Source organism: Faunimonas sp. B44, from assembly GCF_052655945.1.
In genome coordinates this window covers 103,907-128,891 of record NZ_JBQYEX010000008.1, presented here as the reverse complement: position 1 = coordinate 128,891, position 24,985 = coordinate 103,907, and the positions used below count along the sequence as shown (strand labels likewise).

At 66.4% G+C, this 24,985-nt stretch carries 18 protein-coding genes and 2 pseudogenes; 7 read left to right on the top strand and 13 right to left on the bottom strand.

From position 1 onward, the window contains the following. The 4 genes from ACUN0C_RS14845 to gcvA form a co-directional block, all read right to left on the bottom strand. Complete coding sequence (locus ACUN0C_RS14845; protein WP_445467164.1) at window positions 1-2,295, bottom strand: xanthine dehydrogenase family protein molybdopterin-binding subunit; 2,295 nt, start codon at window positions 2,293-2,295, stop codon at window positions 1-3. Further along, window positions 2,292-3,167, bottom strand: coding sequence for an FAD binding domain-containing protein (locus ACUN0C_RS14840; protein WP_445467163.1), 876 nt, complete (start codon window positions 3,165-3,167; stop codon window positions 2,292-2,294). Before ACUN0C_RS14840 ends, ACUN0C_RS14845 begins: the two co-directional genes overlap by 4 nt. 82 nt (window positions 3,168-3,249) lie before the next feature. Next, window positions 3,250-4,083, bottom strand: coding sequence for an alpha/beta fold hydrolase (locus tag ACUN0C_RS14835; protein WP_445467162.1), 834 nt, complete (start codon window positions 4,081-4,083; stop codon window positions 3,250-3,252). 89 nt (window positions 4,084-4,172) lie between these two features. Further along, window positions 4,173-5,201 (bottom strand): transcriptional regulator GcvA, encoded by a 1,029-nt coding sequence (gene gcvA, locus ACUN0C_RS14830; protein WP_445467161.1) that lies wholly within the window; start codon window positions 5,199-5,201, stop codon window positions 4,173-4,175. Between the two features lie 315 nt (window positions 5,202-5,516). Here gcvA and ACUN0C_RS14825 point away from each other — a divergent pair, with 315 nt between their 5' ends. From ACUN0C_RS14825 to acnA, 3 genes are all read left to right on the top strand, one after another. Continuing rightward, window positions 5,517-7,007 carry an aldehyde dehydrogenase gene (locus tag ACUN0C_RS14825; protein ID WP_445467160.1) on the top strand — a complete coding sequence of 497 codons (1,491 nt, stop codon included), beginning with the start codon at window positions 5,517-5,519 and terminating at the stop codon, window positions 7,005-7,007. A gap of 162 nt (window positions 7,008-7,169) precedes the next feature. Further along, window positions 7,170-8,363: a CaiB/BaiF CoA transferase family protein gene (locus ACUN0C_RS14820; RefSeq protein WP_445467159.1), complete on the top strand. Its 1,194-nt coding sequence runs from the start codon at window positions 7,170-7,172 to the stop codon at window positions 8,361-8,363. A 24-nt stretch (window positions 8,364-8,387) separates the two neighbouring features. Then, window positions 8,388-11,081: an aconitate hydratase AcnA gene (gene acnA / locus ACUN0C_RS14815; RefSeq protein WP_445467158.1), complete on the top strand. Its 2,694-nt coding sequence runs from the start codon at window positions 8,388-8,390 to the stop codon at window positions 11,079-11,081. A gap of 17 nt (window positions 11,082-11,098) precedes the next feature. Here the strand turns inward: acnA and ACUN0C_RS14810 are convergent, their stop codons facing one another. The 4 genes from ACUN0C_RS14810 to ACUN0C_RS14795 all read right to left on the bottom strand — a co-directional run bounded on the left by ACUN0C_RS14810 (window position 11,099) and on the right by ACUN0C_RS14795 (window position 14,244). Continuing rightward, window positions 11,099-11,968 carry an FAS1-like dehydratase domain-containing protein gene (locus ACUN0C_RS14810; RefSeq protein WP_445467157.1) on the bottom strand — a complete coding sequence of 290 codons (870 nt, stop codon included), beginning with the start codon at window positions 11,966-11,968 and terminating at the stop codon, window positions 11,099-11,101. A 2-nt stretch (window positions 11,969-11,970) separates the two neighbouring features. Further along, on the bottom strand, window positions 11,971-12,351 hold the full coding sequence (locus tag ACUN0C_RS14805) for a carboxymuconolactone decarboxylase family protein (protein WP_445467185.1): 381 nt from the start codon (window positions 12,349-12,351) through the stop codon (window positions 11,971-11,973). 64 nt (window positions 12,352-12,415) lie between these two features. Further along, window positions 12,416-13,246 carry a 3-keto-5-aminohexanoate cleavage protein gene (locus ACUN0C_RS14800; RefSeq protein WP_445467156.1) on the bottom strand — a complete coding sequence of 277 codons (831 nt, stop codon included), beginning with the start codon at window positions 13,244-13,246 and terminating at the stop codon, window positions 12,416-12,418. A 185-nt stretch (window positions 13,247-13,431) separates the two neighbouring features. After that, window positions 13,432-14,244, bottom strand: a complete 813-nt coding sequence (locus tag ACUN0C_RS14795; protein WP_445467155.1) for an IclR family transcriptional regulator domain-containing protein — start codon at window positions 14,242-14,244, stop codon at window positions 13,432-13,434. Window positions 14,245-14,442: 198 nt separating this feature from the next. Between ACUN0C_RS14795 and ACUN0C_RS14790 the strand changes: the two are divergent. Both ACUN0C_RS14790 and ACUN0C_RS14785 read left to right on the top strand, forming a co-directional pair. After that, window positions 14,443-15,532 (top strand): annotated as a pseudogene (locus ACUN0C_RS14790) (IS3 family transposase). A gap of 72 nt (window positions 15,533-15,604) precedes the next feature. Beyond that, window positions 15,605-15,769: pseudogene (locus ACUN0C_RS14785) on the top strand (ATP-binding protein); the annotation flags it as partial. 487 nt (window positions 15,770-16,256) lie between these two features. On the opposite strand, the gene ACUN0C_RS14780 reads toward ACUN0C_RS14785, so the two are convergent. From ACUN0C_RS14780 to ACUN0C_RS14760, 5 genes are read right to left on the bottom strand one after another with little or no spacing between them, the layout of a single operon-like run. Next, window positions 16,257-17,117 (bottom strand): ABC transporter permease, encoded by an 861-nt coding sequence (locus tag ACUN0C_RS14780; RefSeq protein ID WP_445467184.1) that lies wholly within the window; start codon window positions 17,115-17,117, stop codon window positions 16,257-16,259. Between the two features lie 26 nt (window positions 17,118-17,143). Then, window positions 17,144-17,998 carry an ABC transporter ATP-binding protein gene (locus tag ACUN0C_RS14775; protein WP_445467154.1) on the bottom strand — a complete coding sequence of 285 codons (855 nt, stop codon included), beginning with the start codon at window positions 17,996-17,998 and terminating at the stop codon, window positions 17,144-17,146. A 29-nt stretch (window positions 17,999-18,027) separates the two neighbouring features. Beyond that, window positions 18,028-19,788 (bottom strand): M28 family peptidase, encoded by a 1,761-nt coding sequence (locus ACUN0C_RS14770; RefSeq protein WP_445467153.1) that lies wholly within the window; start codon window positions 19,786-19,788, stop codon window positions 18,028-18,030. 8 nt (window positions 19,789-19,796) lie between these two features. Next, window positions 19,797-21,179, bottom strand: a complete 1,383-nt coding sequence (locus ACUN0C_RS14765) for an amidase (RefSeq protein WP_445467152.1) — start codon at window positions 21,177-21,179, stop codon at window positions 19,797-19,799. A 13-nt stretch (window positions 21,180-21,192) separates the two neighbouring features. Continuing rightward, the gene (locus ACUN0C_RS14760; protein ID WP_445467151.1) at window positions 21,193-22,209 is read right to left on the bottom strand and encodes an ABC transporter substrate-binding protein; all 1,017 of its coding nucleotides are present in this window, start codon (window positions 22,207-22,209) and stop codon (window positions 21,193-21,195) included. A gap of 468 nt (window positions 22,210-22,677) precedes the next feature. Here ACUN0C_RS14760 and ACUN0C_RS14755 point away from each other — a divergent pair, with 468 nt between their 5' ends. Both ACUN0C_RS14755 and ACUN0C_RS14750 read left to right on the top strand, forming a co-directional pair. Then, window positions 22,678-23,847 carry a LacI family DNA-binding transcriptional regulator gene (locus ACUN0C_RS14755; RefSeq protein ID WP_445467150.1) on the top strand — a complete coding sequence of 390 codons (1,170 nt, stop codon included), beginning with the start codon at window positions 22,678-22,680 and terminating at the stop codon, window positions 23,845-23,847. A 177-nt stretch (window positions 23,848-24,024) separates the two neighbouring features. After that, window positions 24,025-24,813, top strand: a complete 789-nt coding sequence (locus ACUN0C_RS14750) for a creatininase family protein (RefSeq protein WP_445467149.1) — start codon at window positions 24,025-24,027, stop codon at window positions 24,811-24,813. Window positions 24,814-24,985: the final 172 nt, after the last annotated feature.

Sequence of the window (24,985 nt, the reverse complement as noted above, 5' to 3'; positions counted from 1 at the left end):
CTATTCGTCCTCCAGCGGCTGGCCTGCGCCCGCGCGCAAGGACCGGTAGACCGCCTCCGGCGTGATCGGAAGTGCAGTGAGCCTCACGCCGACGGCGTCTTCGATGGCATTGGCGATGGCCGGCGAGACGCCGAACGTTGCCGATTCCCCGACGCCCTTTGCACCGAAGGGGCCGCTGCGCTGGACGGCTGCCACGGCCTCGTTCTCGATGACCATGGGGATGTCGTGAAACGACGGGATCTTGTAGTCGGCGAGCGAGGCATTGGTCACCTGGCCGGCGTTCAGCTCCATCTTTTCGGTCATGGTGAAGCCGAGCTGCATGATCGCCGCGCCGGAGAGCTGAGTCTCCACGATGCGGGGGTTGATGGGCATGCCGAGGTCGGCGACGTTGACGAGGCGCGTCACGCGGACATGGCCGGTTTCGGTGTCGACCTCGACTTCCGCGCCGGCCGCTCCGACCATCCAGAACGGCGTCACCTCATCGGACAGGCCGGTGTCGTGGTCGGGCGACTTGTAGCGGGGGATGAAGGTTCCGGTGCCGACGACGTTGCCGGCCTGCATGCCGTACCGCTTGCGGAAGAGCTCGCCGATGGGAGCGTTCGAGCGTTCCGGCAACCCGACCTCGCGCGCAAGCGCCTCCAGCTTCGTCCGCGCCTCCTCGGCAGCCAGACGGACCGCATGGCCCATGTGGAACGTCGAGCGGGAGCCCAGGGTCGCCATGTCGTAAGGCGTCACGTCCGTGTCAGCCTGCACGACCCGGACCCGCTCTGTCTCGATCCCGAGCACCTCGCCCACGATCTGGGCCATCGCCGTGTCGCTCGCCTGGCCCATGTCGACCGTGCTGCAATAGAGCGTGCAGCTCCCGTCCCCGCCGACATTGACGATCGCGACCGACGTCGTCGGTGCGACGGACGCCTTGAAACCGATCGCAATGCCGCGCCCGCGCCGGATCGTTCCGGAGCCGCGGTCGAACGGAGCGGACCAGGTCATGCGTTCGGCGAGGCGCTCCAGCACGAGGTCCGTCGCGGCATCCTCGAGCACCGTCCCCGTCGCCTGCGGCCGTCCATTGCGGAGCAGGTTGGTGCGGCGGATCGCGAGCCGGTCGATGCCGAGCTCCCGGGCGATCATGTCGGTGTGGCACTCGTAGGCCCAGACGAGCTGCGGGATTCCGAAGCCCCTCAGCGCTCCGGCGGGAGGGCGGTTCGTATAGACCGCGGTGGATTCCAGGTGGACGTTCTCGATGTCGTACGGGCCGGCCGCCGTGAAGCCGGATTTCTGCGTGACGCGCGGCCCGATGTCGGCATAGGCCCCGCCGTTCCACCAGACGTCGCATCGCCGCGCCGTGATCCGCCCGTCCGCCGCGACCCCGCTCCTGATCCGGAAGGTCGTGGCGTGCTTGCTGATCGTGTAGAACTGCTCCTCCATCGTGAGGGCGACCTTCACCGGGCGCTCGGCCATCAGCGCCAGAACGGCGGCGAGCGCCTCCAGCTTGATGTAGAGCTTCGCGCCGAAGCCGCCGCCGAGATAGCTCGTCTTGACGCGGACCTGGTTCTCGCTCCAGCCGAGCAGGCGCGCGATCTCGGTGCTGACGAAGGACGGGCTTTGCGACGCGGTGTGGATCGTGATGCCATTGGCGGTCGGCTCGGCTGCCGAGACCATCGGTTCCAGCGGCGTGTGCATCACCTGCTGGGTGGTGAAGGTGTGGTCGAAGACATGGTCGGCCTCTGCGAAGGCTTTCTCGAAGTCCCCCCTCACGAGCCGATAGTCGAGCGCGACGTTGGTGTTGCGTCGGCCGGCGAGGTGCTTGAGATCGGGAAAAGTGCCGGCCGGTTTCAGCTCGCTGTGGACGTATATCTCTGAGCCGGCTGCCTCGACCTCGTCGTAGACGGCTGGCAGCTCTTCGTATTCGACGGCCACAAGCTGTGCCGCCGATTCGGCGACGTGCGGATCCTCGGCGAGCACCACGGCGACCGGCTCGCCGACGTGCCGCACCTTGTCCACGGCCAGAATTGGCTGGTCGTGGAAGGCCGGGCCGTAATAGGGCTCCGGCACGAGCTTCATGATGTCCGCGGCGGTGACGACGGCGTACACGCCGTCGACGCCGGCGGCATCTGCCGTGGCGATCGTGCGGATCAGCCCGTGCGGGACGGTGCTGCGGACGATCTTCGCGTGGAGCATGCCGTGCAGGCGGATGTTGTGCGTGTAGGCCGCCCTGCCCGTCACCTTGGCCCGCGACTCGAGCCGGAGGACGGAGCGCCCCACCTGGCCGTTCGGCATCACGCCCGCCGCACTCATGAGCGCCCCCCGTCGCTTCCGGCGACTGCCTTCTGCAGCGCCCGCTCCACGTGGACGCGAATGAGTTGCCGCTTGTAGGGCGCGCTGCCGCGGACGTCGGAGAAGACATCGGCTTCGTCGGCCGCCGTCTCGGCCGCCTCCTTGAAGGCCCTGCTCGTGGGCTCCGCGGCGTCGAGCACCGCCTCGGCCTGCCGCAGCCGGACTGCCCTATCGGTCGCGGCCGAGACGACGATCCGCGGCGCGGCGATCTTGCCGGCCGCCGAGGCGAAGGAGACGGCGACGCCGAGCGCAGGCCAGTCATCCGCAGAGCGCGTCGTGCACTTGACATAGGCGGACCGGCGACCGCCCTGCCCGGGGACGGATATCTCCGCGATCAGCTCGGTGCTCGCGAGCGCCGTCTCGTAGTATCCGACGAGGAGATCCTCCACGGCGATGTCCCGGCTGCCCTCCGGCGATACCGTGCTGACATGCGCACCGAGCGCGATCAGGACGGGCGGAAGGTCCATGTGCGGATCGCCATGCGCGACCGCGCCACCCACCGTCGCGACGTTGCGCACCCGCACGTTCGCCAGCACCCGCAGTGCGTCGACGACGACGGGAAAGGACGAGCGGAGCTCGGCCGAGAGCTCGAGGGCGCGAAGCCGCGTCATCGCCCCGATCCGGAGCGCGCCGTCCGGCCCGAAGCCGAACGAGGCGTAGCGCTTCTCAATGTTCAGCAGGCTGATGAGACCGGTGGGCGTGAGAAACCCCGCCTTCATCATCAGCATCAGCGCGGTGCCGCCGGCGAACGCCCGCACCTGCGGATCGTCGGGATCGAGCAGCGATGCGGCTTCGGCGATGCTCGTCGGCCGGAGGAGCTCGAACGGCGTCATTGGGCGGCCTCCTCATTCGTCCCGAGCGCCGCGTCAAAATCAATCTGCCGCGGCGCCCCGACGGCGCTCTCGCCGCTGCCCTTCACGCCCTGCGCCCGGCGGCGCATAGCCTCGCGATCACTTCCGCGACGGCGGCAGGGGCCTCGATCGGCGTGAAATGGCGGACGCCCTCCAGCACCGTCAGCTCCGCGCCGGGGATGGCGGCCAGCATCTCCTCCGCCATTGCGGGCGGCGTCGCGTAGTCTTCCGCCCCGACCACGATCCCGACCGGAAAGGTGAAGTCCGGCAGCGCGCGGCTGACGTCGCAGCGGCCGAGCATGCGGCAGGCCTCGGCATAGGCGGCGACGTCGTTGCGCACGAACACGTCGACGGAGCGGGCGACCGCCTCGGGCTCGCGTTCCAGGAAGCCGGGGCTGAACCAGCGCGATTCCTGAAAATCGACGAGCGCGCGCATGCCGCCTTCGAGCGCCTTCAGCGCCCGCTCCTCCCAGGCCGCCGGCGCGTCCGGGCCGTAGCTCGCCGTCGTGTCGACGAGCACGAGGCCCTGCACGCAAGCCGGGTATTGCGCCCCGAATGCCATAGCCACGCAGCCGCCCATTGACGCACCCGCCACCACGGCGGAATCCCAGCCGGCGTCCCGCATCACGTCCGCGAGGTCGTCGGCAAAGAGGTTGACGTCGTAGGGTCCCGGAGGCTTGCCGGACCGGCCGTGGCCCCGGCAATCGAGGATCAGGACCTCCGCGACCCCTTCGAGCTCGTCGGCGACGGCATTCCAGTAGGTCCGGTCCTGGGCGAGCGCATGAACGAGCACCGCGCGCCCTCGACCGCGGCCGCGAAGCTCATAGGCGATCGGCGTGCCGTCGCGGGCCCGCGCCGTGCATTCCCGCGCGTCGACGGACGGACCTGAGCTTGTCATGTCTTCTCCCATTGCGGCGCGATAAGAGCGTGGCCGGCGCAGATTGGCAAAGGATGCGTTCTCATGGTTCGCATGAGGCAGGTTCATGCCTAGCCAATCGGGTCCCGGGTTCCCTGAGCGGCATGGCCGCCAACGGAGGCGGCCTGGTGGACGGCCGCAGAGCGGCCGTGGGACGGCGGCGGGACGGCGGACGCCCCGTCCGCCGCGACCCCTCCGGATTGCTGGATGGAGCGGCAGCAATTCACCAGCCAGTTCCGGAAGGTCTGCACCTTCGGCAGCTTGATGCGCTCCGGCGTGCACAGCAGGAAATAGCCGGCGCTCGAGGCGTGCCGTATGGCGAACGGCTCGATCAGGGCGCCGGAGGCGAGTTCGCGATCCACCAGGCCTCGCCGCCCCATCACCACGCCGAGGCCGTCGATCGCCGCCTCGATGGCGGGGAAGAGCAGGTCGCAGACGATCTCGTCCTTGAACCGGAGGTTCGGCACGCCCGCGAGCCGGAGCCAGACGGGCCAGTCGTCGGCCAGCGCCGGCGACGAATTGCGGATCGCGGTGTGGAAGGCGAGGTCGTCGGGGCTATCGAGCGGGTGCTTCTCCAGCAGCCGCGGGCTGCAGACCGGAAAGGATTCCTCCGACGTCAGCCGCTCGACGTGCTGGCCCGGCAGATTGCTGAGCGGGCCGTAGCGGATCGCGACGTCGTGGTCGTAGCGCGCGAGGTTCTCGAACGAGAGGACCGCCTTGATGTTGAGCGAGATGTTCGGATGCAGCGACCGGAACTCCTCCAGCCGCGGGAAGAGCACCTTGATCGCGAAGGTCTGCGGGCTCGCGATGGTCAAATTGTTCTCGCGGTCCGAGCGCATGGCGCGCTCGGTGGCGATCGAGACCTCCATGAGGGCACTGCGAATGGGGCCATAATACTCGGCTGCCACCTCGGTGAGCTCGATGGAATTGCGCTTGCGGACGAAGAGCTTGGTGCCGAGCAGGTCCTCAAGGCCCTTGATCTGGTGGCTGACCGCGGTCTGGGTGATGTTGAGCTCGAGCGCCGCCCGCGTGAAGCTCAGATGCCGGGACACGGCCTCGAACGCGCGCAGGCTCGTCAGCGACGGATAGCGGGTGATCATCGCTGCGCCGTTTCCGCCATTCTGCCTCTCCTCCGATCCGCGGGCTATGCCGGCCGGCCACCTCCGGGCCGGACCGCGTCCGCTCAGGTGCGCGGTCTGCGCCGCTTCGGCTCATAGAAATATCTCATGCGCGGACGACGCCGCAAGAAGAGCCGGCGAGAGCGCGCATGATCCGGCCAGAATGCGGGACCCGCTCCGATGAGAACCGTTCATGACGGCACGCGGAAGCTTCATTTGCCCGCTGCGCCATCCCCCGCCACGACTGGCGCGATCCGGGAGAGCGAACCCGGCGCAGCCGGGACCGAGGGAGGCAGTATGGAACTGACGATCGGGCGCGAGGAGGACCTGCGGGCCTACTCCATGCATATCGGCGGCAGCCAGGTGGTCTCCGAGCGGCGGATGGATTCGCTCGACCCCTATACCGGCAAGGTGTGGGCGACCGTGCCGAGCGGCACCGCCTCCGACGTCGATCGCGCCGTGGCGGCGGCCCGCGCCGCCTTCGACGAAGGGCCATGGGGCAGGATGACGGCGACCGAGCGGGCGCGCTGCCTGCGAAGGCTCGGCGACATCATCGCGCGCGACGCGGAGGAGCTCGCCCGCTGCGAATGCCGCGACAACGGCAAGCTCTACCGCGAGATGCTCGGTCAGTGGCGCTACATTCCCGAGTTCTTCTATTACTACGCCGGAATGGCCGACAAGCTGCAGGGCGACGTGATTCCGTCCGACCGGCCGAACTTCTTCATCTATACGCGCCGCGAGCCGATCGGCGTGGTCGGCGCGATCACGCCCTGGAACTCGCCCGGCCTCCTGCTCACCTTCAAGCTCGCTCCAGGGCTGGCGGCCGGGTGCACCTTCGTGGTGAAGCCGTCCGAGCACACGCCGGTCTCGACGCTCGAGCTCGCCGAGCGGGTGGCGGAAGCCGGGATACCCGACGGCGTGTTCAACGTCGTGACCGGCGACGGCACGCTCGGCGCCGCCCTCGTCAACCATCCCGGCCTCGACAAGATCGCCTTCACGGGCGCCACCGAGACGGGCAAGCGGATCGCAGCCGCGGCGGCCGCCAACCTCACGCGGGTCTCGCTGGAGCTCGGGGGCAAGTCGCCGAACGTCGTCTTCGCCGATGCGGACCTGGATCTCGCGGCGAACGGGGCCATCGCCGGCATCTTCGGCGCATCAGGCCAGACCTGCATGGCGGGCTCCCGTCTGCTCGTCGAGGACAGCGTGCACGACGAGCTGCTTGAGCGGATCGCGTCGCGCACGCGGGAGATCCGGCTGGGCGACCCCTTGCATCCGGACACCGAGATGGGACCGGTCGCGAACGAGCCGCAGCACAGGAAGGTCCTGGACTACATCGAGGTCGCGCGCCGGGACGGCGCGCGCATCGTGCATGGCGGGGCCGCCGCCGAGGGCCTCGGCGGCTATTTCGTCCAGCCCACCATCCTCGCTGACGTGACGAACGACATGCGCATCGCGCGCGAGGAGGTGTTCGGCCCAATCCTCAGCGTGATGAAGTTCTCCGGCGAGGAGGAGGCGATCCGGATCGCCAACGACACGCGCTTCGGTCTCGCCGCCGCGGTCTGGACGGAGAACGTGCACCGGGCCCATCGGGTGGCCCACCGGCTGCGCGCCGGAACGGTCTGGATCAATGCCTACCGGGTGGTTTCCTTCGCGGCTCCGTTCGGCGGCTTCAAGGAGAGCGGGCTCGGCCGCGAGAACGGCATGGACAGCATCCGCGAATACACCGAGACGAAATCGGTTTACGTCGAGCTGAACGCGCAGCCGCGCGACCCCTTCCAGCTCGGCTGACCGGCAGGGCGGCAGGGCGGCAGGGTCACGCGATCCGCTCATGCCTGCACCAGAACACTTCATTTGCCTCGTCCGGCGAGGACGCGAAGATCGGGCGACCACCGACCGTCGGCGCCAGGCGCGGCGCCGGACGAAGTGCACAAGCGGGGACGCGCAAGAGAGATGGCACAACCACTCGAAGGAATCCGGGTGCTCGAGCTCGGGAACTACATCGCCGGCCCGGTCTGCGGAATGCTGCTCGGCGACATGGGCGCGGACGTCATCAAGATCGAGCCGCCCCATATCGGCGACCACACGCGCATGTTCCCGCCGGTCGTCAACGGCGAGAGCGCCTGCTTCGCCAACCTCAACCGCAACAAGCGCAGCATCATCCTCGACCTGAAGCGGCCCGAGGACCGCGAAATCATGCTGAAGCTGGTCGAAACGGCGGACGTCCTCGTCGAGAACAACCGGCCCGGAGCGCTCGAAAAGCTCGGGCTCGGGGCCAAGGACCTACTCGCCGTCAAGCCGGACCTCGTCTACGTCTCGGCGTCCGGCTTCGGGCAGACCGGGCCGTACCGCCGCCGCGGCGGCGTGAACTTCACGGTCGAAGCCTATGCCGGGTCGCTTTCGATCTGCGGCGAGCCCGACCAGATGCCGATGCGCACGGGCATCCAGACCGCCGACATCGTCGCGGCGCTGTTCTCGACCTATTCCGCGCTGATCGGGATCATCAACGTCCTGCGCAACCGCAAGGGCCACAGCTTCGACGTTTCGCTGTCCGAATCGACGATCGCCGTGGCCGTCTGGGAGACCGCGGAGTACCTGGCGACGGGTCAGGTGCCGCAGCGGCTCGGACATCGCCACCGGGTTCACACGCCGGCGCAGCTCTTCGAGACGCGGGGCGGCCGCTACATCGCGCTCAGCGCCGCCACCGACGAGCATTTCCGGAGGCTCATGGAGGTGCTGGGGCTCCAGGATCGCGTCGCCGATCCACGCTTCTCCACCAAGGTGCAGCGCAAGGCCAACGAGGATGCGCTGCTCGAGGTTCTGAACCCCGCGATCCTCGGCTGGGATGTGACGGAGCTGGCGGCAGCGCTCGACGGGGTCGGCATCCCCTGCTCGCCGGTCAACGACTACGGCCAGGTCTTCGAGGATGCGCAGGTCAAGGCCCGCGGCCTGGTCGTCGACGTCGAGCATCCGACGATGGGAACGACGCGGACCGTACGGAACCCGGTCCTGATGGACAGCGACGGCCCGGAGATCCGGCGGCCGGCACCGCTCCACGGCGAGCATACGGCCGAGATCCTCCGTGAACTCGGCTTCGAGGCGGACCATCTCGCGGCGGAGCCGCCGGCCCGCGTTGCCGCCCACTGATCCAGCGGCCGAGAGAGTCCGAGAATGCTCAAAGATCCCTTCAATGCGTTGCGCGAATTCCGTTTCCCCTGCGGCAGCGGCCGCTACTACGCACTCGCCGCGCTCGAAGAGGCGGGGCTCGGCCGTGTCTCGCGCCTGCCGCCGACGCTGAAGGTCATGCTCGAATCGCTGCTGCGCAATTGCGACGGCAGGCGCGTGACCGAACAGCACGTGCGCGCGCTCGCGGCCTGGCAGCCCAACGCGAAGCGCGAGGGCGAAATTCCGTTCGTGGTCGGCCGCATCCTGCTCCAGGACATGTCCGGCTTTCCGGCCCTCAACGATTTCGCGATGCTGCGCGCGACGGCCAGCCGGCTGAAGAGCGATCCGGGCCGGATCGAGCCGCTCGTCCCGGTCGACGTCGTGGTCGACCACTCCGTCGAAGTCGACGCCTACGGCTCGCCGGACGCGCTCCACCGCAACATGGAGAACGAGTTCGGTCGGAACGCCGAGCGCTTCCAGTTCCTGAAATGGAGCAAGCAGGCCTTCTCCAACATCCGGGTGATCCCGCCCGGAAACGGCATCTGCCACCAGGTCAATCTCGAGTTCCTGGCGCGCTGCGTCTGGGAGAAGGACGGGCTCTACTACCCGGACACGCTGGTCGGCACCGATTCGCACACGACGATGATCAACGGCATCGGCGTGGTGGGCTGGGGCGTCGGCGGCATCGAGGCGGAAGCGGGCATGCTCGGCCAGCCGATCTACATCCTCACCCCCGATGTCGTGGGCGTGCATTTGAATGGCGCGCTGCAGCCCGGGACCACGGCGACCGACCTCGTTCTGTCGCTCACGGAAGCGCTGCGAAGGTTGAACGTCGTCGGCAAGTTCGTCGAATATTTCGGCGACGGCGCGGCTTCGCTGTCCGTCACCGATCGCGCCGTCGTCTCGAACATGTCGCCGGATTACGGCGCCACGCTCGGCTTCTTCTCGGTCGACGAGAAGACGCTCGACTATCTCCGGAGCACGGGGCGCACGGACGAGCACGTCGGTGCCGTGGAGAGCTACTGCCGCGCTCAGGGTCTCTTCGGGATTCCGCGGCCGGGCGACTGCGACTATTCCCAGGTTTTCGAGTTCGACCTCTCGACGGTGCGGCCCAGCGTTTCCGGGCCGAAGCGGCCGCAGGACCGGATCGACCTCGACCGGCTCGGCGCGCGGTTCGAGGATCTGCTCGGCACGCCGGTGGCAGATGGCGGATTCGGCAAGGCCGCGACCGAAAGCGCGCGGCGGGTCGAGGTGCCGGGGCGCGGCTTCGACATCGGCCACGGCGACGTCGCGATCGCCGCCATCACCTCCTGCACCAACACGTCCAACCCGAACCTGATGCTCGGCGCGGGGCTCCTCGCCAGGAAGGCGGTCGAACGCGGGCTTTCGGTGCATCCGCGCATCAAGACGTCGCTCGCGCCGGGCTCGCGGGCGGTGACCGCCTATCTGCGCGAGTCGGGGCTGCTCGTCGACCTCGAGACGCTCGGCTTCCACGTCGTTGCCTATGGCTGCACCACCTGCGGCGGCGCCTCCGGGCCGCTCGACCGGGCCATCGAGGAGGCGATCGTCGGCAACGACCTGGTGGTCGCCTCGGTGCTCTCCGGCAACCGCAACTTCGAGGCGCGGATCCATCCGAGCGTCAAGGCGAATTTCCTGATGAGCCCGGCGCTGGTCGTCGCCTTTGCGATCGCAGGGACGGTCGACATCGACATCTGCCGGACGCCGCTCGGGGCGGACCGTGAGGGGAGACCCGTGCACCTCGCCGACCTATGGCCGTCCGACGCGGAAATCGCAGCCGTGCTCAGCTTCGCCGACGACGCCGAAACCTACCGGCGGGAGTACGGCGCGCTCGCCGGCAGCGCCGAACTCTGGAGCCAGGTGCCCGAGAGCCGCGGCGCCGTCTACGACTGGGCGCCGAACTCGACCTACATCAAGGAGCCGCCGTTCCTCGCCCGCTTCGCATCGGAGCCCTCGGGCTTCGGCGAGATCCGCGGCGCGCGCGCGCTCGGCCTCTTCGGCGATTCCCTGACGACCGACCACATCAGCTCGGTCGCGCCGATCCCGCTGCGCTCGCCGGCCGGCGAGTGGCTGCAGGATCACGGGGCAAACCCTCGGACTTTCGGGAACTACGGGGTGAGGCGCTGCAACCACGAAGTGATGGTTCGCGGCACCTTCGCGAACGTGCGGCTCAAGAACCTGATGGCGCCCGGCACCGAGGGCGGCGTCACGGTGCACCATCCGTCCCGCGAATTGACGACGATCTACGACGCCTCGGCGCGATACCGGGCCGAGGGCGTGCCGCTCGTCCTATTCGCCGGCCTGGACTACGGCACCGGGTCGGCTCGGGACTGGGCCGCCAAGGGGACGCAGCTCCTCGGCGTCCGGCTGGTGGTGGCGCGCAGCTTCGAGCGCATCCACCGCTCCAACCTGATCGGGATGGGCGTGCTCCCCGCCCAGTTCAAGAACGGCGCGAGCTGGCAGTCGCTCGGCATCGACGGCAGCGAGACCTTCGATCTCCTCGGCATGGCAGACGGCATGGTGCCGATGCAGGATGTCGAGCTCGTCATCCATCGCGCCGACGGGGCGGTCGACCGCGTGCCGCTGCTGCTCCGGGTGGATACCGCCATCGAGGCGGAGTACCTCCGCCACGGCGGCATCCTCCCCTACGTCCTGAGGGAGATCCTCGCCGAGGCGGCGTGATTCCCTCGACCGCCGCGTCAGGACGCGAAGGCGGCCGCGGCCTCCATCGTGACGCGCCCGGCCGAGTCCAGGGCCCACAGCCGGAGTTGCTCGCCCTCCTCGCCCCCGCAGACGCGAAAGGGCGATCCATCGAAGAGCGGCCGCCGCGCCCGGAACGAGAACGCCGCAAGCGGCCGGCCCCACTCCCGGACGGCGAGGTCCGCGAGGCAGGTCGCCACCAGCTGGCCGTGCACGACGAGACCCGGATAGCCCTCGGTCTCGACCGCGTAGCGGCGGTCGTAATGGATGCGATGGGCATTGAAGATGAGGGCGGAGTACCGGAAGAGCATCGCCTCGTCGGGAAGGTAGCGGCGCTCGCGCTGCGCCGGTTCGCGGGCGTCCGCACCGGAGCCGTCGCTTTCGGCGCCGCCCGCGGGATGGCCCCGATAGACGATGTCCTGATCCTCGACGAGGGCGAGCCCCTCTTCGCCCCAGATCTCCTGGCGGATCGCGGCGAAGACCAGCGTGCCGGTCCGGCCCTCCTTCAGCTGGATGTCCGCGACCCGCCCGATCCGGGTGGCGCGTTCGCCGACGCGGAGCGGGCGGAGGAAACGGACGCGCGCGCCCGCGAACATGCGGCGGGGCAGCGGCACGTCCGGCATGAAGACGCCGCGCCGCACGTGGCCGTCGGCCGCCAGTTCCGAATGGCGGTGGACCGGGATCGTGTAGAGCCAGTGCGCGAGCGGGGGGATGGGGCTGCCCGGCCGCGGCGGCGGGTCGTCGTGGTCGAGCGTCGCGGCGAGCATCCGCACGGGCGTGGCGCCGATCACCTCCTCGACGCGCTCCTCGCGGCCGATCCAGTCGCGACGCCTGGCGATGTCGATCTCGGTCTCGCCGGAGGGCGCCACGGTCAGGCCGAGCCGCGGTTGATCTCGACCCCGCTCTCGGTCAGTTCGGCGATCACCCGATCGAGGTGGTGATAGGCGGTGTTCGTCACCGGCAGGCCGCAATAGATGGCCTGCTGCAGCATGATCTCCTTGATATCGTCGAGCGACATGCCATCCGCGAGTGCGGCGCGGAGATGCATGGCGAATTCCTCCCAGCGGCCGATCGCCATCATCGTTCCGAGCACCAGAATGCGCCGGGTGCGATGGTCGAAATGCGGGCGGGTCCAGACCTCCCCCCATCCGTAGCGAGTGAGGAGGTCCTGGAATTCGCGGTTGAGATCGGTCGTGCGGGCGATCGCACGATCGACGTGGGCGTCACCCAGGATCTTCCGGCGAACCACCATGCCAGCTTCGTACGTGTCGTCGCTCAAATTGGACTCCCTTCGTTCGATGTCTCTCGGGCGGAGGTCATGCCGGCGGTAGTGCGAGGAGCGCCCGCGTCTCCCCAACGCTCGCGACGTGCCTGCCGTGCGCCCCGATCAGATCCGCGACGCGCGCGACGAGTTCCGCGTTGCTCGCGGCGAGCCGCTCGGCGTCGAAGCGGATGTTGTCCTCGAGGCCCGTCCGGCAATGGCCGCCGAGCTCCAGGCACCATCTGTTGACGTCGAGCTGGTGCCGCCCGATCCCCGCCGCTGCCCAGGTGGCGTCCGGCTCGAGCTCCCTCAACTCGCCCACCAAGAATTCGAGCAGCCGCCGACGCACGGGGAGCGCATTGCGAATGCCGAGCACGAACTGGACGTGGATCGGCCGCGCGATCGCGCCCTTTTCCGCCAGCCGGTGCGCCGCATAGAGCATGCTCACGTCGAACACCTCGACCTCCGGCTTGACGCCGTAGGTGCGCATGGCGGCCGCGAGATCCTCCACGAATTCCGGCGTGTTCTCATAGACGAAGCTGTCGAAATTCACCGAGCCGGTGGCATAGGAGGCCATGTCGGGGCGCAGCGCCAGCGGCCGCTTCCGCTCCTCGGGCGTCCTTCCGCGCCCACCGGTGGAGAACTGGACGACCATGCCGGGGCATTGCTTTCGCACGCCCTCCTGCACCGCGTCGAAGAGGTCGGGATCCGAACTCGGGCTCTCGTCGGCGCCGCGGACGTGAACGTGGACGATGGTGGCGCCGGCCTCGAAGGCCTGGTGCGTCGATTCGATCTGCTCGGCCGGGGTGATCGGGACTGCCGGCGTATCCTTCTTGCGCGGCACGGATCCGGTGATCGCGACGCAGATCATGGCTGGTGTGGTCATCGGGGTCCGATCGCTAGCAGTCGCACCATGTTTCGCTGTGCGAAAAAAAATTCGTTCTACGAACGCAGTGTGCGCACCGTCCCGCCTAAGAATCAAGGCCCTCGCGCCCTCGGGCCGCTTCCGGAGTGTCCGTTCGGATCACGAGCGGAGCGGGCCATTTCGCTTGGCCGGCGGCGTCGCGCGGGTCAGCGGCCCTCCTCCCGGCCCCTCGGCGACTGGAGCGCCGCAGCGAGGGTGGGGACCAGCTCGGCAGCCTCGGCAAGGCGCCCGGCCGCACTTTCGAGCACGGCAATGCTCCGACGCAGGCCCTCCGTGCTGGAAGCGCGGGCGAAGCGCGACGCGTTGAGGGCGGCAATGACGCGGCCGGACTTCAGCCGCACGGGCACGGCGGCCGCCTCGAGCCCCTCCTCCAGTTCGCCCGCAACCACGACATGGCCGTCGTGGCGCACGTCCTCGATACGCTCCCGCAACACGGCCGGGTCGATGACCGTCGAGGGGGTGAACGCTGCGGGCCGGATCCGCGCGAGGTAATCCTCCAGCTCGTGATCGGGAAGCGCTGCCAGGAGCACGCGCCCCATCGAGACCGCATAGGCTGGGAAGCGCGTGCCGACACCGGCGGTGAGCTGCACGAAGCGCTTGGCGGAGAAGTTCGCGACATAGAGCACGTCGTCCCCCTCCAGAACGCCGAGCGACGCGCTGTCGCCGACCTCCGCCACGACGTCGCGCAGGATTGGCTGGATCACCTCCTCGATGCGGACCGAAGCGAGGAAGCCGGATCCGAGCTCCACCACTTTCGGCCGGAGCATGAAGAGCCGGCCGCTCGACCCGACATACCCAAGCTGCTCGAGGGTGAAGAGGCAGCGCCGCGCGGTGGCGGGACTGAGGCCCGCGCGTGCTGCCACCTGGCTCAGCGTCAGCTGCGGGTGGTCCCGGTCGAACGCCCGGATGACCGAGAGCCCCCTGGCGAGCGCGGTGACGAAGTCGCGGCTGTCCTGCAAGCCATCTCCCCTGAAACTGGGGCGTCATCATGGGCATGGCGCCGACGGGCAGGCAAGAGCCGCCAGCCCCACCAGGACCACCGATGATTGAGGTGGTCCCTGAAACCCGGACAGTCATCTAAGCTTGGTTCGCCCTAGCGAGAGGACGGACCCGATGACGGGAAGAGGAAGCGGTATTCTGCGGAGTTCAAGGCCAAGGTGGCGCTCGACGCGATCCGTGGCGAACAAACGATCGCGCAGCTGTCGGCCAAGCACGGCATCCACCAGACGATGATCAACGCGTGGAAGAAGCAGGCGATCGAGGGCATGTCCGGCGTCTTCTCCGGCAAAGCGGAAGCTGCTGAGGCGATGCGCGAGGGCGAGATCGATCAGCTTCATGCCAAGATCGGCCAGTTGGTCGTGGAGCGGGATTTTTTGCGACGAGCCTCCGGTCGATGAACGTCGGTCGGAGGCGCGAGATGATCGAACCTCACCACCCGACGCTCCCGATAACGCGCCAGTGCGCATTGGTCGGCATCAGCCGGTCGGGGTTCTACGGCGGCCCTCGTCTCGAGAACGCGGAGAATCTTGCGCTGATGGGGGTCATCGACCAGCAGTTCATGGAGACACCGTGGTACGGCTCCCGGCAGATGGCCCGGCATCTTTGCCGCCATGGTCATCCGGTCGGTCGCAAGCGCGTCCGCCGGCTGATGGCGCGCATGGGCTGGCCGCCGTCTACCAGCGGCCGAAGACCACAGTGCGCCATCCCCAGCATCGGGTGTGGCCCTATCTGCTGCGGGGCCTCGTCATCGACCGCCCCGACCAGATGTGGTGCGCCGACATCACCTACATCCCGATGCGGCGCGGCTTCCTCTACCTGGTCGCCGTCATGGACTGGTTCAGCCGCAGGGTTCTGGCCTAGCGCTTGTCCAACACGATGGAGGCGGACTTCTGCATTGAGGCGCTGCAGGAAGCGATGGTGCGCTTCGGGCGACCAGGGATCTTCAACACCGATCAGGGAAGCCAGTTCACCAGTCCGCGCTTCACCGAGGTACTGGCCGAAGCCGGCATCCGCATATCCATGGACGGTCGCGGTCGCTGGCTCGATAACGTGTTCATCGAGCGGCTCTGGCGCTCGCTCAAATACGAGTGCATCTACCTCAACGCCTTCGAGACCGGATCGGAGGCGCGCGCCGGCATCGGCCGGTGGATCACCTACTATAACGGCTCGCGGCCTCACACGGCCCTGGCCGGACAAACACCGGCTGAGGTCCATATGCCCTCCGCCGGCATCGAAATGGCGGCGTGACGGAGACCAGAACCAAGCTTAGCTAAGCCGCCAATCTGTCCGCTGAATGGGGACCACCTCAAATGGCCGTCGATCTTCCGGTCCGAACGCCTCACCGGTGCTCTCCTCGACCGACTCACCCATCATGTCGACATCCTGGCGATGAACGGCGAGAGCTATCGCCTGAAGCAGTCCGCCGGCCGCCACCGGCGTGTGATCCGGGCGGAGCAAGACCAGGCCACCGCCGCCCCGGACTGAGCCTCGTTCGTCAGATCAGCCCAACCGCCGGCGCCGCGAAGCCGCTCCCTCGCTACGACGCCATGGGGCGCACTCACTCGCGGCTTCGCCCCTGAGCAACTGGCCGGAAATTGCACCGCCCCGCTGGCCGAAAAAGCGACCGCCGTTGACAGCCGCATGCAGGGGCGCTTGAGCGAACCTGGTCGGACCTTTCGGTAACCCCTCCACGGCTTCGACCCGATCGAAGGATTGGTGCTAACGCGGCTGCGGGATGCAGGCGAAAGGCCGGGGAGGTATTCGTGCATCAGCTCCGTTGGTTTGCCGGCGATGGCGGGCCAGGGCGGCGGCTGGGTGTGGCCGGAGGGGAGCTTGACGAGGGTGGGTGTATGCTTGGGCGCCCGTTCCGCCTCGGTCCAGCGGCCACAGGCCGGGCAACAGCCAGCGAGGGCCGCCCGGTGGCGTGGAACTCATCCTGTTCGCGCCGCTCCAGGCTCGCTCCGCCGCGACCCTAACGCTGCATGCCCCATTTTCGGATCGTACGCCTCTCGATGGATTGGAATATCACCGACTCCACGAACAACCCGATCAGGATCACGGCCAGCAGGCCGGCAAATACGCGGGACGTGTCGAGCTGTGCCCGAGCCTCGAAGATGTACCAGCCGAGGCCCCCGGATCGTGAAGACACTCCAAAGACAAGCTCCGCTGCGATCAGCGTCCGCCACGCGAATGCCCAGCCAATCTTCAATCCTGCGAGGATGGCCGGAAAGGCAGCAGGCACCAACACCAAGAGGACGTACCTGATCCCGCGCAGCCCGAAGCTCCGGCCGCTCATCCGCAGGGTCTCCGGCACCCCCTGGAATCCGGTAAGGGTGTTGAGCGCCACTGCCCAGAGCACGGAATGGACGATTACGAAAACCATGGACGGTATGCCGAGCCCGAACCAGATCAGCGCAAGCGGCAGAAGCGCGATCGCCGGCAACGGGTTGAACATCGCAGTCAGCGTTCGCAGCAGGTCGGTTCCGAGTCGGCTCGATACCGCGAACGTAGTGAGCACGGCTGCCAACAGGATCCCGATACCATACCCGATGAACAACGACCGAAGCGACGTGAAGACCCGGTTCGGAAGCGATCCGTTGAGAAGATCTTGCCAGAAGGTGCGCAGCGTTTCGGTCAGCGTCGGGAACAGGATCGGAATACCCAACCACAAGCCGTAGAGTTCCCAGACAATTGCGAGAGCGAAGAGAATGAGCGTCGTGCGGACCGCCCCCGCGTTCAATACACGTTCCCAGAAGCGAAGCGGGCGCGCGATCTCCCCGACATCCGCAAGGGGCAGCAATTCGACCTCAAATTCCTGCCGCCGTTGCAGCATGCCTTCCAGCGGCCGTGGTGATCCCTTCATGTCGCCGCGGCCGGGCTCGCCAGGGGCGAGTCGAAAAGAAGGCCATGAATGCGCTTCGCGAGCGCCCCGAACGCAGGTTCGTCGATGTTATCGAACGAGTGGTCGACCGCGTCGAGTTCCGCGCGCACTCGTCCCGGATGCGGTGACAACACCAGGATCCGTGAGCCGATCAGGATCGCCTCCTCGATTGAATGTGTCACGAAGAGCACCGTGAACTTGAGCTGATCCCAGAGATCCAGCAGCTCCTCCTGCATCTGCCGCCGCGTCAACGCGTCCAGAGCCGCAAACGGCTCGTCCATCAGCAGTATGTCAGGCTCCATCGCCATGGCCCGCGCGATGGCGACACGCATCTTCATTCCGCCGGACAGCATGTGCGGGTGAACGTTCATGAACTTCGTCAGCCGGACCCGGTCGATCGCGGCATGGGCGCGCGCCTGGGCCTCCGCGCCTTTGAAGCGCCCGCTCGCCTTCATCGGAAACAGGACGTTCTGAAGGACGGTCTTCCAAGGCATCAGCTGCTCGAAATCCTGGAAGACGATCATCCGGTCGGGACCTGCGTCCTTCACCTCCCGACCGTCAAGGCTGATCCGCCCCTCCACCGGACGCATGAAGCCGCCGACGGCCTTGAGCAAAGTGGATTTTCCGCAGCCGGACGGGCCAAGGATGACGTACCTGTCCCCTCGGTCGACCTCAAAGCTCACCTTGTACGTAGCCGTCACCAAATGCGCCGGCGTCTTGTACTGAAGGGTTACGCCTTCCACCGCCAGGATCGGGTGGGCGTGTCCGCCGAACGACTGGTCTCGTACGACCTCCGTCAAATCCGCTGCGTGTTCGGCTGCTTCAAAGCTCATTGCGTAACGGCCTTATGCCGGTTCTTGCGCTAGGCAACGCGCGATAGCGCATCTTCGATCAACTCACGGGAGTCGTTCAAAGCATCAGCGACCCGGTTCCGCTCCCGAACCAACTGCGTGTGCATGAGAATCCGTTCGTGTGACCCCACGGGGAGGGAGGCGTACCGTGGAACATCATGGAGACACGGTATGACGCTATGCTGCGGCGTGTATCCGTAGGGATCATGCCCGTATACACCCTTGACGGTACTTTGGACGGGGATGAGCCTATTGGAGAGGCGCTTCAGGCAAGTATTCAGGATGCCTGCCGACCGCTCGAACCCGGGCGTGGTTTCGGGAACCTGTCGCAATCGGCAAACGGTCTCGTCGAGGTCGTGGGCGGCGGATTGGAACTGCGCTGCGATCTGCACCAACGCGGTCAAGCCCAGATCCGATGCGCCCGGCGAGCGATCGAGCTCCTGCAATCTCTCCAGAAACTGCCCGGCCACGGGCTTGAACTCGAATGGAAGGATAGGAGCGGTGCAGAGTTCCCACAACCAGGACGCATATACCCTGAGGTGATCGCCCATTGTCCCGAAATCGACCTTGTCCACGGTGCACTCGGTCGAATGATGCCACCAGCCGAGATTTGCATTCGCGGTATCGCGCAACTGGTCTGCCGAGAACGATGCCATTCCGTAAATCATGGGGATCCCGAGCCCGAAGAATGACGCATCGCCACCCTTGTTCTGCGGCTTCCAATCGATCGGCATCGACAGAAGCTCTCTCTCGATGCGCTGGTGAAATCTCCTCATCTCCAGGTTCGACTTGGTGAGCCACCGGGAAGTTCCGACGCAACCGGGCTGGTCGATCGAGACATAGGCGACAGCGTTCCGCCGCAGCCGGTCCCAGTTCTGGTCGGCGAACCAGGAGGAACCCACCATCGTCCCCGTCTCGTGTGCTGTCCAGAAACCGAAGACCAGCCCTCTTCGCAGCTGGTCACGGCGCCCTGCGAAGATGCGTGCGAGCTCGATGATGCAGCCATTGCCAGCCGCGTTGTCCGTGGCGGCCTCACCGAACCAGCTGTCCTGGTGCCCCCCCAGCAGCACGAAATCGTCCCGGCCCGGCGGCATCAACTCGCCAACCGTGATCTGAACGGGTCGCCAGCAGTTCTCGACGGCAGTCTTGATACGCACGTCCACAGGGCCGGCGCGACATTGCTCCTGCAGAGCTATGCCACTTGCCCGCGATATCCCGATCGCGGGCATCTTCGGCATCTCGTCGCGCCACGTCTCGGGGGTCGGATTTCCCCAGGCGGACTTCACCGAACCGAGAGGTAGCGTATCGCTGTCCGGATGCCCCCAGTTCATGAAGACAATGCCCGCCGCGCCGCGCAGCGCCGCCAGACGCTGCTTCTCCATGCGCGCCGGAGCGTACGAATTCTCACAGAGTGCAATCTTTCCCGCGACATCAAGGCGCTCGAAATCCTCGGCCGACCCAGCACCTGCGAAGACGAGCGGTCCCGTCAGCCCGTCTTCAGGGGTCTGGAGGCTGTGTGCGCAGGTGAAGCAGGAGACGGTCTCCCGGCGCGGTGAGATCACTTCGAATTCGCCGGCTTCAGGGAAACTCACCAGGGCCAGTGTTTCCTGCACCGCCGCTTCGACGCCGGCTTGCGACAGAGCGAGCGCATTGTACTCGGCCATCCGCCGGCCGTTCTCGGACCCGGCAAGACGCGAGGGTATGTGAGATGCGACGTGCTCCACATAGCGCCGGACGTTGTCTGGCGAGATCGCCTGCAGGACTTCGTTCAAGTGCGACATCAAACGGGCTCGCAGGAGATGGGCGGGCGACGAGCATGGAAGTCTGTCGCCGCTTCGAAGGCCGATGAAATCTGGAGCAGCAGCGACTCCTCCATGGTGTCGGCAATCACCTGCAGCCCGACTGGCATTCCGCATGCGAAACCCGCGGGCACCGAGACCGCAGGGAGCCCGAGGAAGCTGAAGGGCAGATTGAACTGGCGCCCTCGCGCCCACACTTCCGGACCAGCGGTTTGCAGCGGCGTCACGTTCGGGAGGACCGGAGCAAGGAGAGCATCGACGTGCTGGAATACCTCGCGCACCCGCGCGGTGTGCTTTGATCGCTCCCGCAGGATCGAGGTGTAGGTATCCTCGGTTACGGCAGCACCCCGCTCGATGTCCGAATGGACTGCCGGCCCGAACAGATGCTTCGGCGCGCTGCGGTATTGATCGCCCAGAATCTGATTGAACTCGTACAGCAGCACGTTGCTGAACAAACGAGCATAATCGAGGTCTCCGGTCAGCGCCGGGATTTCCACCTCAATGATCTCGGCTCCAAGCCGGGACAGCACATCCACGGCATGCCGCAGAACGTCTTCCACCTCATCGTCTATGTCCGAGAAGGTGTAATCCTTGATGAGCGCCAGTCGCAGTCCGCCGACTCCGTCACCTAATCGAAGCGTGAAATCTTCGGGGCCGCTCTCCTGTGAGACGAGGACATTCATGATGTGAGCAGCGTCCTTCACGCATCGCGTCATCGGCCCGGCGGCACCCAAGGTCCTTGTTCGCGGCCAGACCCCGGCCAAGCTCACCCGCCCGAAGGTTGGCCGAAATCCGAAGATACCGCACCGACTTGCGGGTTGGCGGACCGACCCCCCCGCATCAGTGCCAATTCCGGCGAGAGCCATGCCGGACGCAACCGCGGCGCCGGTTCCGCTGGAGGATCCTCCGGGGGCCCGCTCCAGATCCCACGGGTTGTGCACGTTCCCGTGAAACACGTTCACACCGGATGATCCGGAACTGAACTCGCTCTGGTTGGCCTTGCCGATGATGATCGCTCCGGCGCGCTTGAGACGCCGCGTGATCTCTGCATCCTCGTCTGGAATCCGGTTGCGGAGGAACTCGGACCCCACGGTGGTGCGAACACCTCCCGTGTCGATGTTGTCCTTCAGGACGATCGGGATCCCGTGCAGCGGCCCGCGATCATGCCCATCTGCGAGTTCGGCATCGAGGCGCCTGGCGTCCTCGATCGCCTGCTCCGAGAGCACCGTGATCATCGCGTTCAGGACCGGCTGGAGCCGCTCAACGCAGGAAAGATACCCCAACGTCAGGCGTTCAGCGGTCAGCGATCCGTCGCGGATCCGCCGCCCTGCATCGTCTATCGATGCAGGGAACGCTTCTGCCATCTCCTGCGGCACGTCAGCTGCCCTCGAGTTCATGCACGGGACCCGGCAGAAAGAGGTCCTTCCACGATTCTGGACGCTCCTTGATCACTCCGTTCTTGGACAAGAAGTCCGCATACTGCATGATGTTGTTGGGAGCCAAGCCAAACCTGGTGGTTGGATCCTCCAGTATTCGGACGATCTCCTCCTGAGACGTGCGCTCATTCGTCACCCGCAAGAATATTTCTGCCGCTTTCTGCTTGTCGCTGTCGATCACATGAATCGCCTCGGCGATTGCGTTGTAGACGGCTTGCACGGCTTTCGGATTCTCAGCGGCGAATCGCTGGGTGGTCCACATCATTAGAAAGGTTGTCGGTCCGCCGAGAACCTCCTCCGAATTCATGATCGCGCGGATGCCACTCGCCTTGTGATCCTCCGAAAGATACTGGAACGGCGGTCCCGAGAACGCTGCGGTGATTTCGGTACCGGACTTCAGCATCGCGTAAGCATCGGGGAGCCCGAGTTGGACCGTGAGCGGATCGAGGCGCGAGGGATCTCCGAACGCCTTTTCAGATGCCATCTGCAGAACCACGGCCTGGTTGGAGATCTTCAGACCGGGAACCGCGATTCGGTCGTCGGGCCCGAAATCGGCGATGGAGTTCACGTTCTCCTTGCGCGTCAGGAGGAACATCGGCGAGGAGTTCAGCGCAGCCACGGCTCTTACCGCCAGGGGCGTGTCCTTCGTGCGAGCCCAGAGCACCATGAACGGCGGAGGACCGCCACCTGCGAAGTCGACCTGCCCCGCGAGCAGCTGCTCATTCATCGCCGCGCCGCCGATGAAGGAATTCCACTGTACATCGACCTCGCCGAGCCCTGCCTCGCTCGCGTGCTTCTGAACCAGTTTCTGGTCTTCCATGATGATCGACGGAAGGAATCCGAGCGACAGACCGCGCGACATGCGGATCTGGTCGACCTCGGCATGTGCAATCTGCCCGAGCGCCAGGAGCGCTAGTGGGGCGAGTCTGACAGCACTGGTCAACATCGAGTAAAGCATTTGCATTCCTCCCCTTTTTCACCCTGTGCCAGCCAGACGTGAGCACCCATCAGCGTTAGGTCCCCACGCATCGCCGGCCGATTGGCTCAAAGCGTAGTTGCTTGTGCAACAACCATCGTTCAGTGGGGAGTTCGGGTCAACCCGTCAGGCAGGTTGCATCGAACACGGGAGTGATCCGGCAGCGGATCACGGCGCCCAAGTCGCGCACGATGCGCAGGTCCGACAGCGGGCGGTCGGCGGCTCGCATTGGCGGAGGGAGAGGACCTGAAAACGAACCTGGGTTCATCGACAATCTTCGCGAGGCGGGGCAGATAGCCGATGCCCTCGGGTGCGACATGGCCGAACTCATACAGATGCGACCGCAAGGCGTTCACCGCCTCGGTGCGCTGCTTCACGAACTGCTCGCGCGTGCGGAACGCAACGGCACGGAGTGGCCGCCGTTGACACACTCAGTGGCAGGTGACGTCCATGGGAACCGCACCTCGCACGAAGTTTGCGCGGCGCCCTGCCCCGCACCCCCTTTTCGCCGCCAGGTGGCGCCTGTGCTATAGACTCCGGTTCCCGTCTGGGCGAGCGATTGATATGTCCGACACATCGAAGGCGCGCACCACCGTTACCGTTGCGGACGTTGCGGCGCTGGCGGGCGTACATCCCTCGACGGTGTCGCGCGCCCTGAACGAGGGGACGCAACGGGTCAGCGCCGAGCTCGTCGAACGCGTTTTCGCGGCTTCGAAAGAGCTCGGCTACCGTCCGAATGGCATCGCGCGGGCGCTCCGGATGGAGCGGAGCCTTTCCGTCGGTATGATCATCCCGGACATTTCCAATCCCATTTACGCGCCGATCGTGCGAGGCGTGGAGGATGTGCTCAGGAATGCCGGAAGGTCGGTTTTCGTCGCCAGTACCGACAACGATCTCGCCCGCGAGGCGGACAGCTTGACAGTCATGCTCGACCGCAAGGTCGACGGCATCCTGCTCGCGACGGCGACGCGCGACTATCCGCATGTCGAGCGGCTGCAGCGGGCCAATACGCCGGTCGTCCTCATAAACCGCGCCACCTCGACCCCTTGGGCTCCGCTGGTCAAGGTCGACGACCACAAGGGCGTTTCGCTCGCGGTCGAACATCTCCAGGCGCTCGGGCATACACAGATCGCCCATCTTGCGGGAACGGCCACCGTCTCCAGCGGATACGACCGCCGGCACGCCTTTGTGCGCTCGATGCAGGAGGCCGGGCTCCCCGTCGATCCGACCCTGATCGTGTCGGCGGACATCTTCGGCTCGCCGGTCGGCCTCAAGCTCGGCAATCTGCAGGCGCGTGAATTGCTGTCCCGATGCGTGACGTTCACCGCAGTAATCGCGGCCAACGATCTCCTTGCGGTCGGCTGCTACGACGTCTTTGCGGAAGCTGGCATCCGCGTGCCGGAGGACGTGTCGATTGTCGGGTATCACGACATGCCGCTCGTCAATCGGCTGAGCCCGCCGCTCACGACAGTCAGAAGCCCGCAATATCAGCTCGGCGCGCAGGCGGGCACTACGATCCTCCAGGAAATCGCCTCCCGTTCGCATGAAGGAACGGTGCTGTCGCTCGCGCCGCGGCTGATCGTGCGCGGATCGACGGCGGCTCCACGATCCGAACTCTGATCAGTGGAAGTCGCCGGCTCTCCCCGGCATTCCTTGCCGCTGTGTGTCAAGAAACGTGTGTTTGAAATTAGCCTTCAGAAGGCGTTCTATGCCAAGGGCCGTCATGCAAACCGCGTTGACAATCGATTGCCAACCTATAGGAAATTGCTTCGGGACAAAATAATCGGGGGGTGAGTAGTGGCGGTCTACGATCTATTGCGTCTGCCGAGTCCGGACGTTCGTGAGGTGATCGCGAGGATGCCGGTCGCCGTTATACCGTTCGGAAGCGTCGAGCAGCACGGCGCGCATCTGCCGTGCGGCACCGACGTTTTCGCCGCTGAGGGCGTCGCAAAGGCGCTCGCCGAGAAGCTCGGCTGCCTGTTCGTCCCGTTCGGGCCCTACGGAACCACCGCGCCCCATGTCGGCCTCCCCGGCACCATCTCGCTTAGCCGCAGCACCTTCGAGGGCCTGATCCGCGATATCTCGCACCAGCTCATCGACGGCGGCGTGAAGCTCCTCATCATGCTCAATTGGCATGAGGCGCATTCCTCCGCGATCCAATCCGTCTGCGCAGAGGTGCAAAAAGAGACCGGCGCCAAGGTGGTGCTCGCGCATGCGCACTTCGTGGCGCAGCGCATCTACGCTCCGGAGGGCGGCCGGCTGACGCATGCCGGCAGCATCGAGACGCTGGCCGTGATGGCGCATGATCCGAGCCTGGTGCATGCCGATCGCTTCAAGACGCCGCACCGCACAGCGAAGGCGGAGGCGCTCGACGCCATGCGGCGCTCCCATGAGGTCTATGGGTTCGTCACCGATGTTCGCGACCTTTCCGAGGATGGATGGTACGGCGATCCGACCTGGGCGAAGCCGGAAGCCGCCGTCCACTTCACCGATCGGGTTGCCTCGGAGGTCGCCAACCGGCTGTTCGAGGTGTGGGAGGTGCTCGGGGTCGACCGTCCCAATCCTGCAACGGCATCGGCCGCATGAGCCAGCGGATCCGCATACCCCCGAGCAGTGCGAGTGGCTTCGCCAATGTGCCCGGACAGCGTGCGACGGATCCCCTCAAGCGTGTTGTGCAGGATGAGATAAGCGTCCTGCTCGTTGTCCTACCACCCGACGTCCGCACCGCAAATTGCAGGGTGGTGGAAGGCAACACCAT

Coding starts and splice junctions, on each gene's coding strand:
- ACUN0C_RS14845 (WP_445467164.1), bottom strand. CDS start 2,295: ATGAGTGCGGCGGGCGTGATGCCGAACGGCCAGGTGGGGCGCTCCGTC.
- ACUN0C_RS14840 (WP_445467163.1), bottom strand. CDS start 3,167: ATGACGCCGTTCGAGCTCCTCCGGCCGACGAGCATCGCCGAAGCCGCA.
- ACUN0C_RS14835 (WP_445467162.1), bottom strand. CDS start 4,083: ATGACAAGCTCAGGTCCGTCCGTCGACGCGCGGGAATGCACGGCGCGG.
- gcvA (WP_445467161.1), bottom strand. CDS start 5,201: ATGATCACCCGCTATCCGTCGCTGACGAGCCTGCGCGCGTTCGAGGCC.
- ACUN0C_RS14825 (WP_445467160.1), top strand. CDS start 5,517: ATGGAACTGACGATCGGGCGCGAGGAGGACCTGCGGGCCTACTCCATG.
- ACUN0C_RS14820 (WP_445467159.1), top strand. CDS start 7,170: ATGGCACAACCACTCGAAGGAATCCGGGTGCTCGAGCTCGGGAACTAC.
- acnA (WP_445467158.1), top strand. CDS start 8,388: ATGCTCAAAGATCCCTTCAATGCGTTGCGCGAATTCCGTTTCCCCTGC.
- ACUN0C_RS14805 (WP_445467185.1), bottom strand. CDS start 12,351: ATGGTGGTTCGCCGGAAGATCCTGGGTGACGCCCACGTCGATCGTGCG.
- ACUN0C_RS14800 (WP_445467156.1), bottom strand. CDS start 13,246: ATGACCACACCAGCCATGATCTGCGTCGCGATCACCGGATCCGTGCCG.
- ACUN0C_RS14780 (WP_445467184.1), bottom strand. CDS start 17,117: ATGCTGCAACGGCGGCAGGAATTTGAGGTCGAATTGCTGCCCCTTGCG.
- ACUN0C_RS14775 (WP_445467154.1), bottom strand. CDS start 17,998: ATGAGCTTTGAAGCAGCCGAACACGCAGCGGATTTGACGGAGGTCGTA.
- ACUN0C_RS14765 (WP_445467152.1), bottom strand. CDS start 21,179: ATGGCAGAAGCGTTCCCTGCATCGATAGACGATGCAGGGCGGCGGATC.
- ACUN0C_RS14760 (WP_445467151.1), bottom strand. CDS start 22,209: ATGCTTTACTCGATGTTGACCAGTGCTGTCAGACTCGCCCCACTAGCG.
- ACUN0C_RS14755 (WP_445467150.1), top strand. CDS start 22,678: ATGGGAACCGCACCTCGCACGAAGTTTGCGCGGCGCCCTGCCCCGCAC.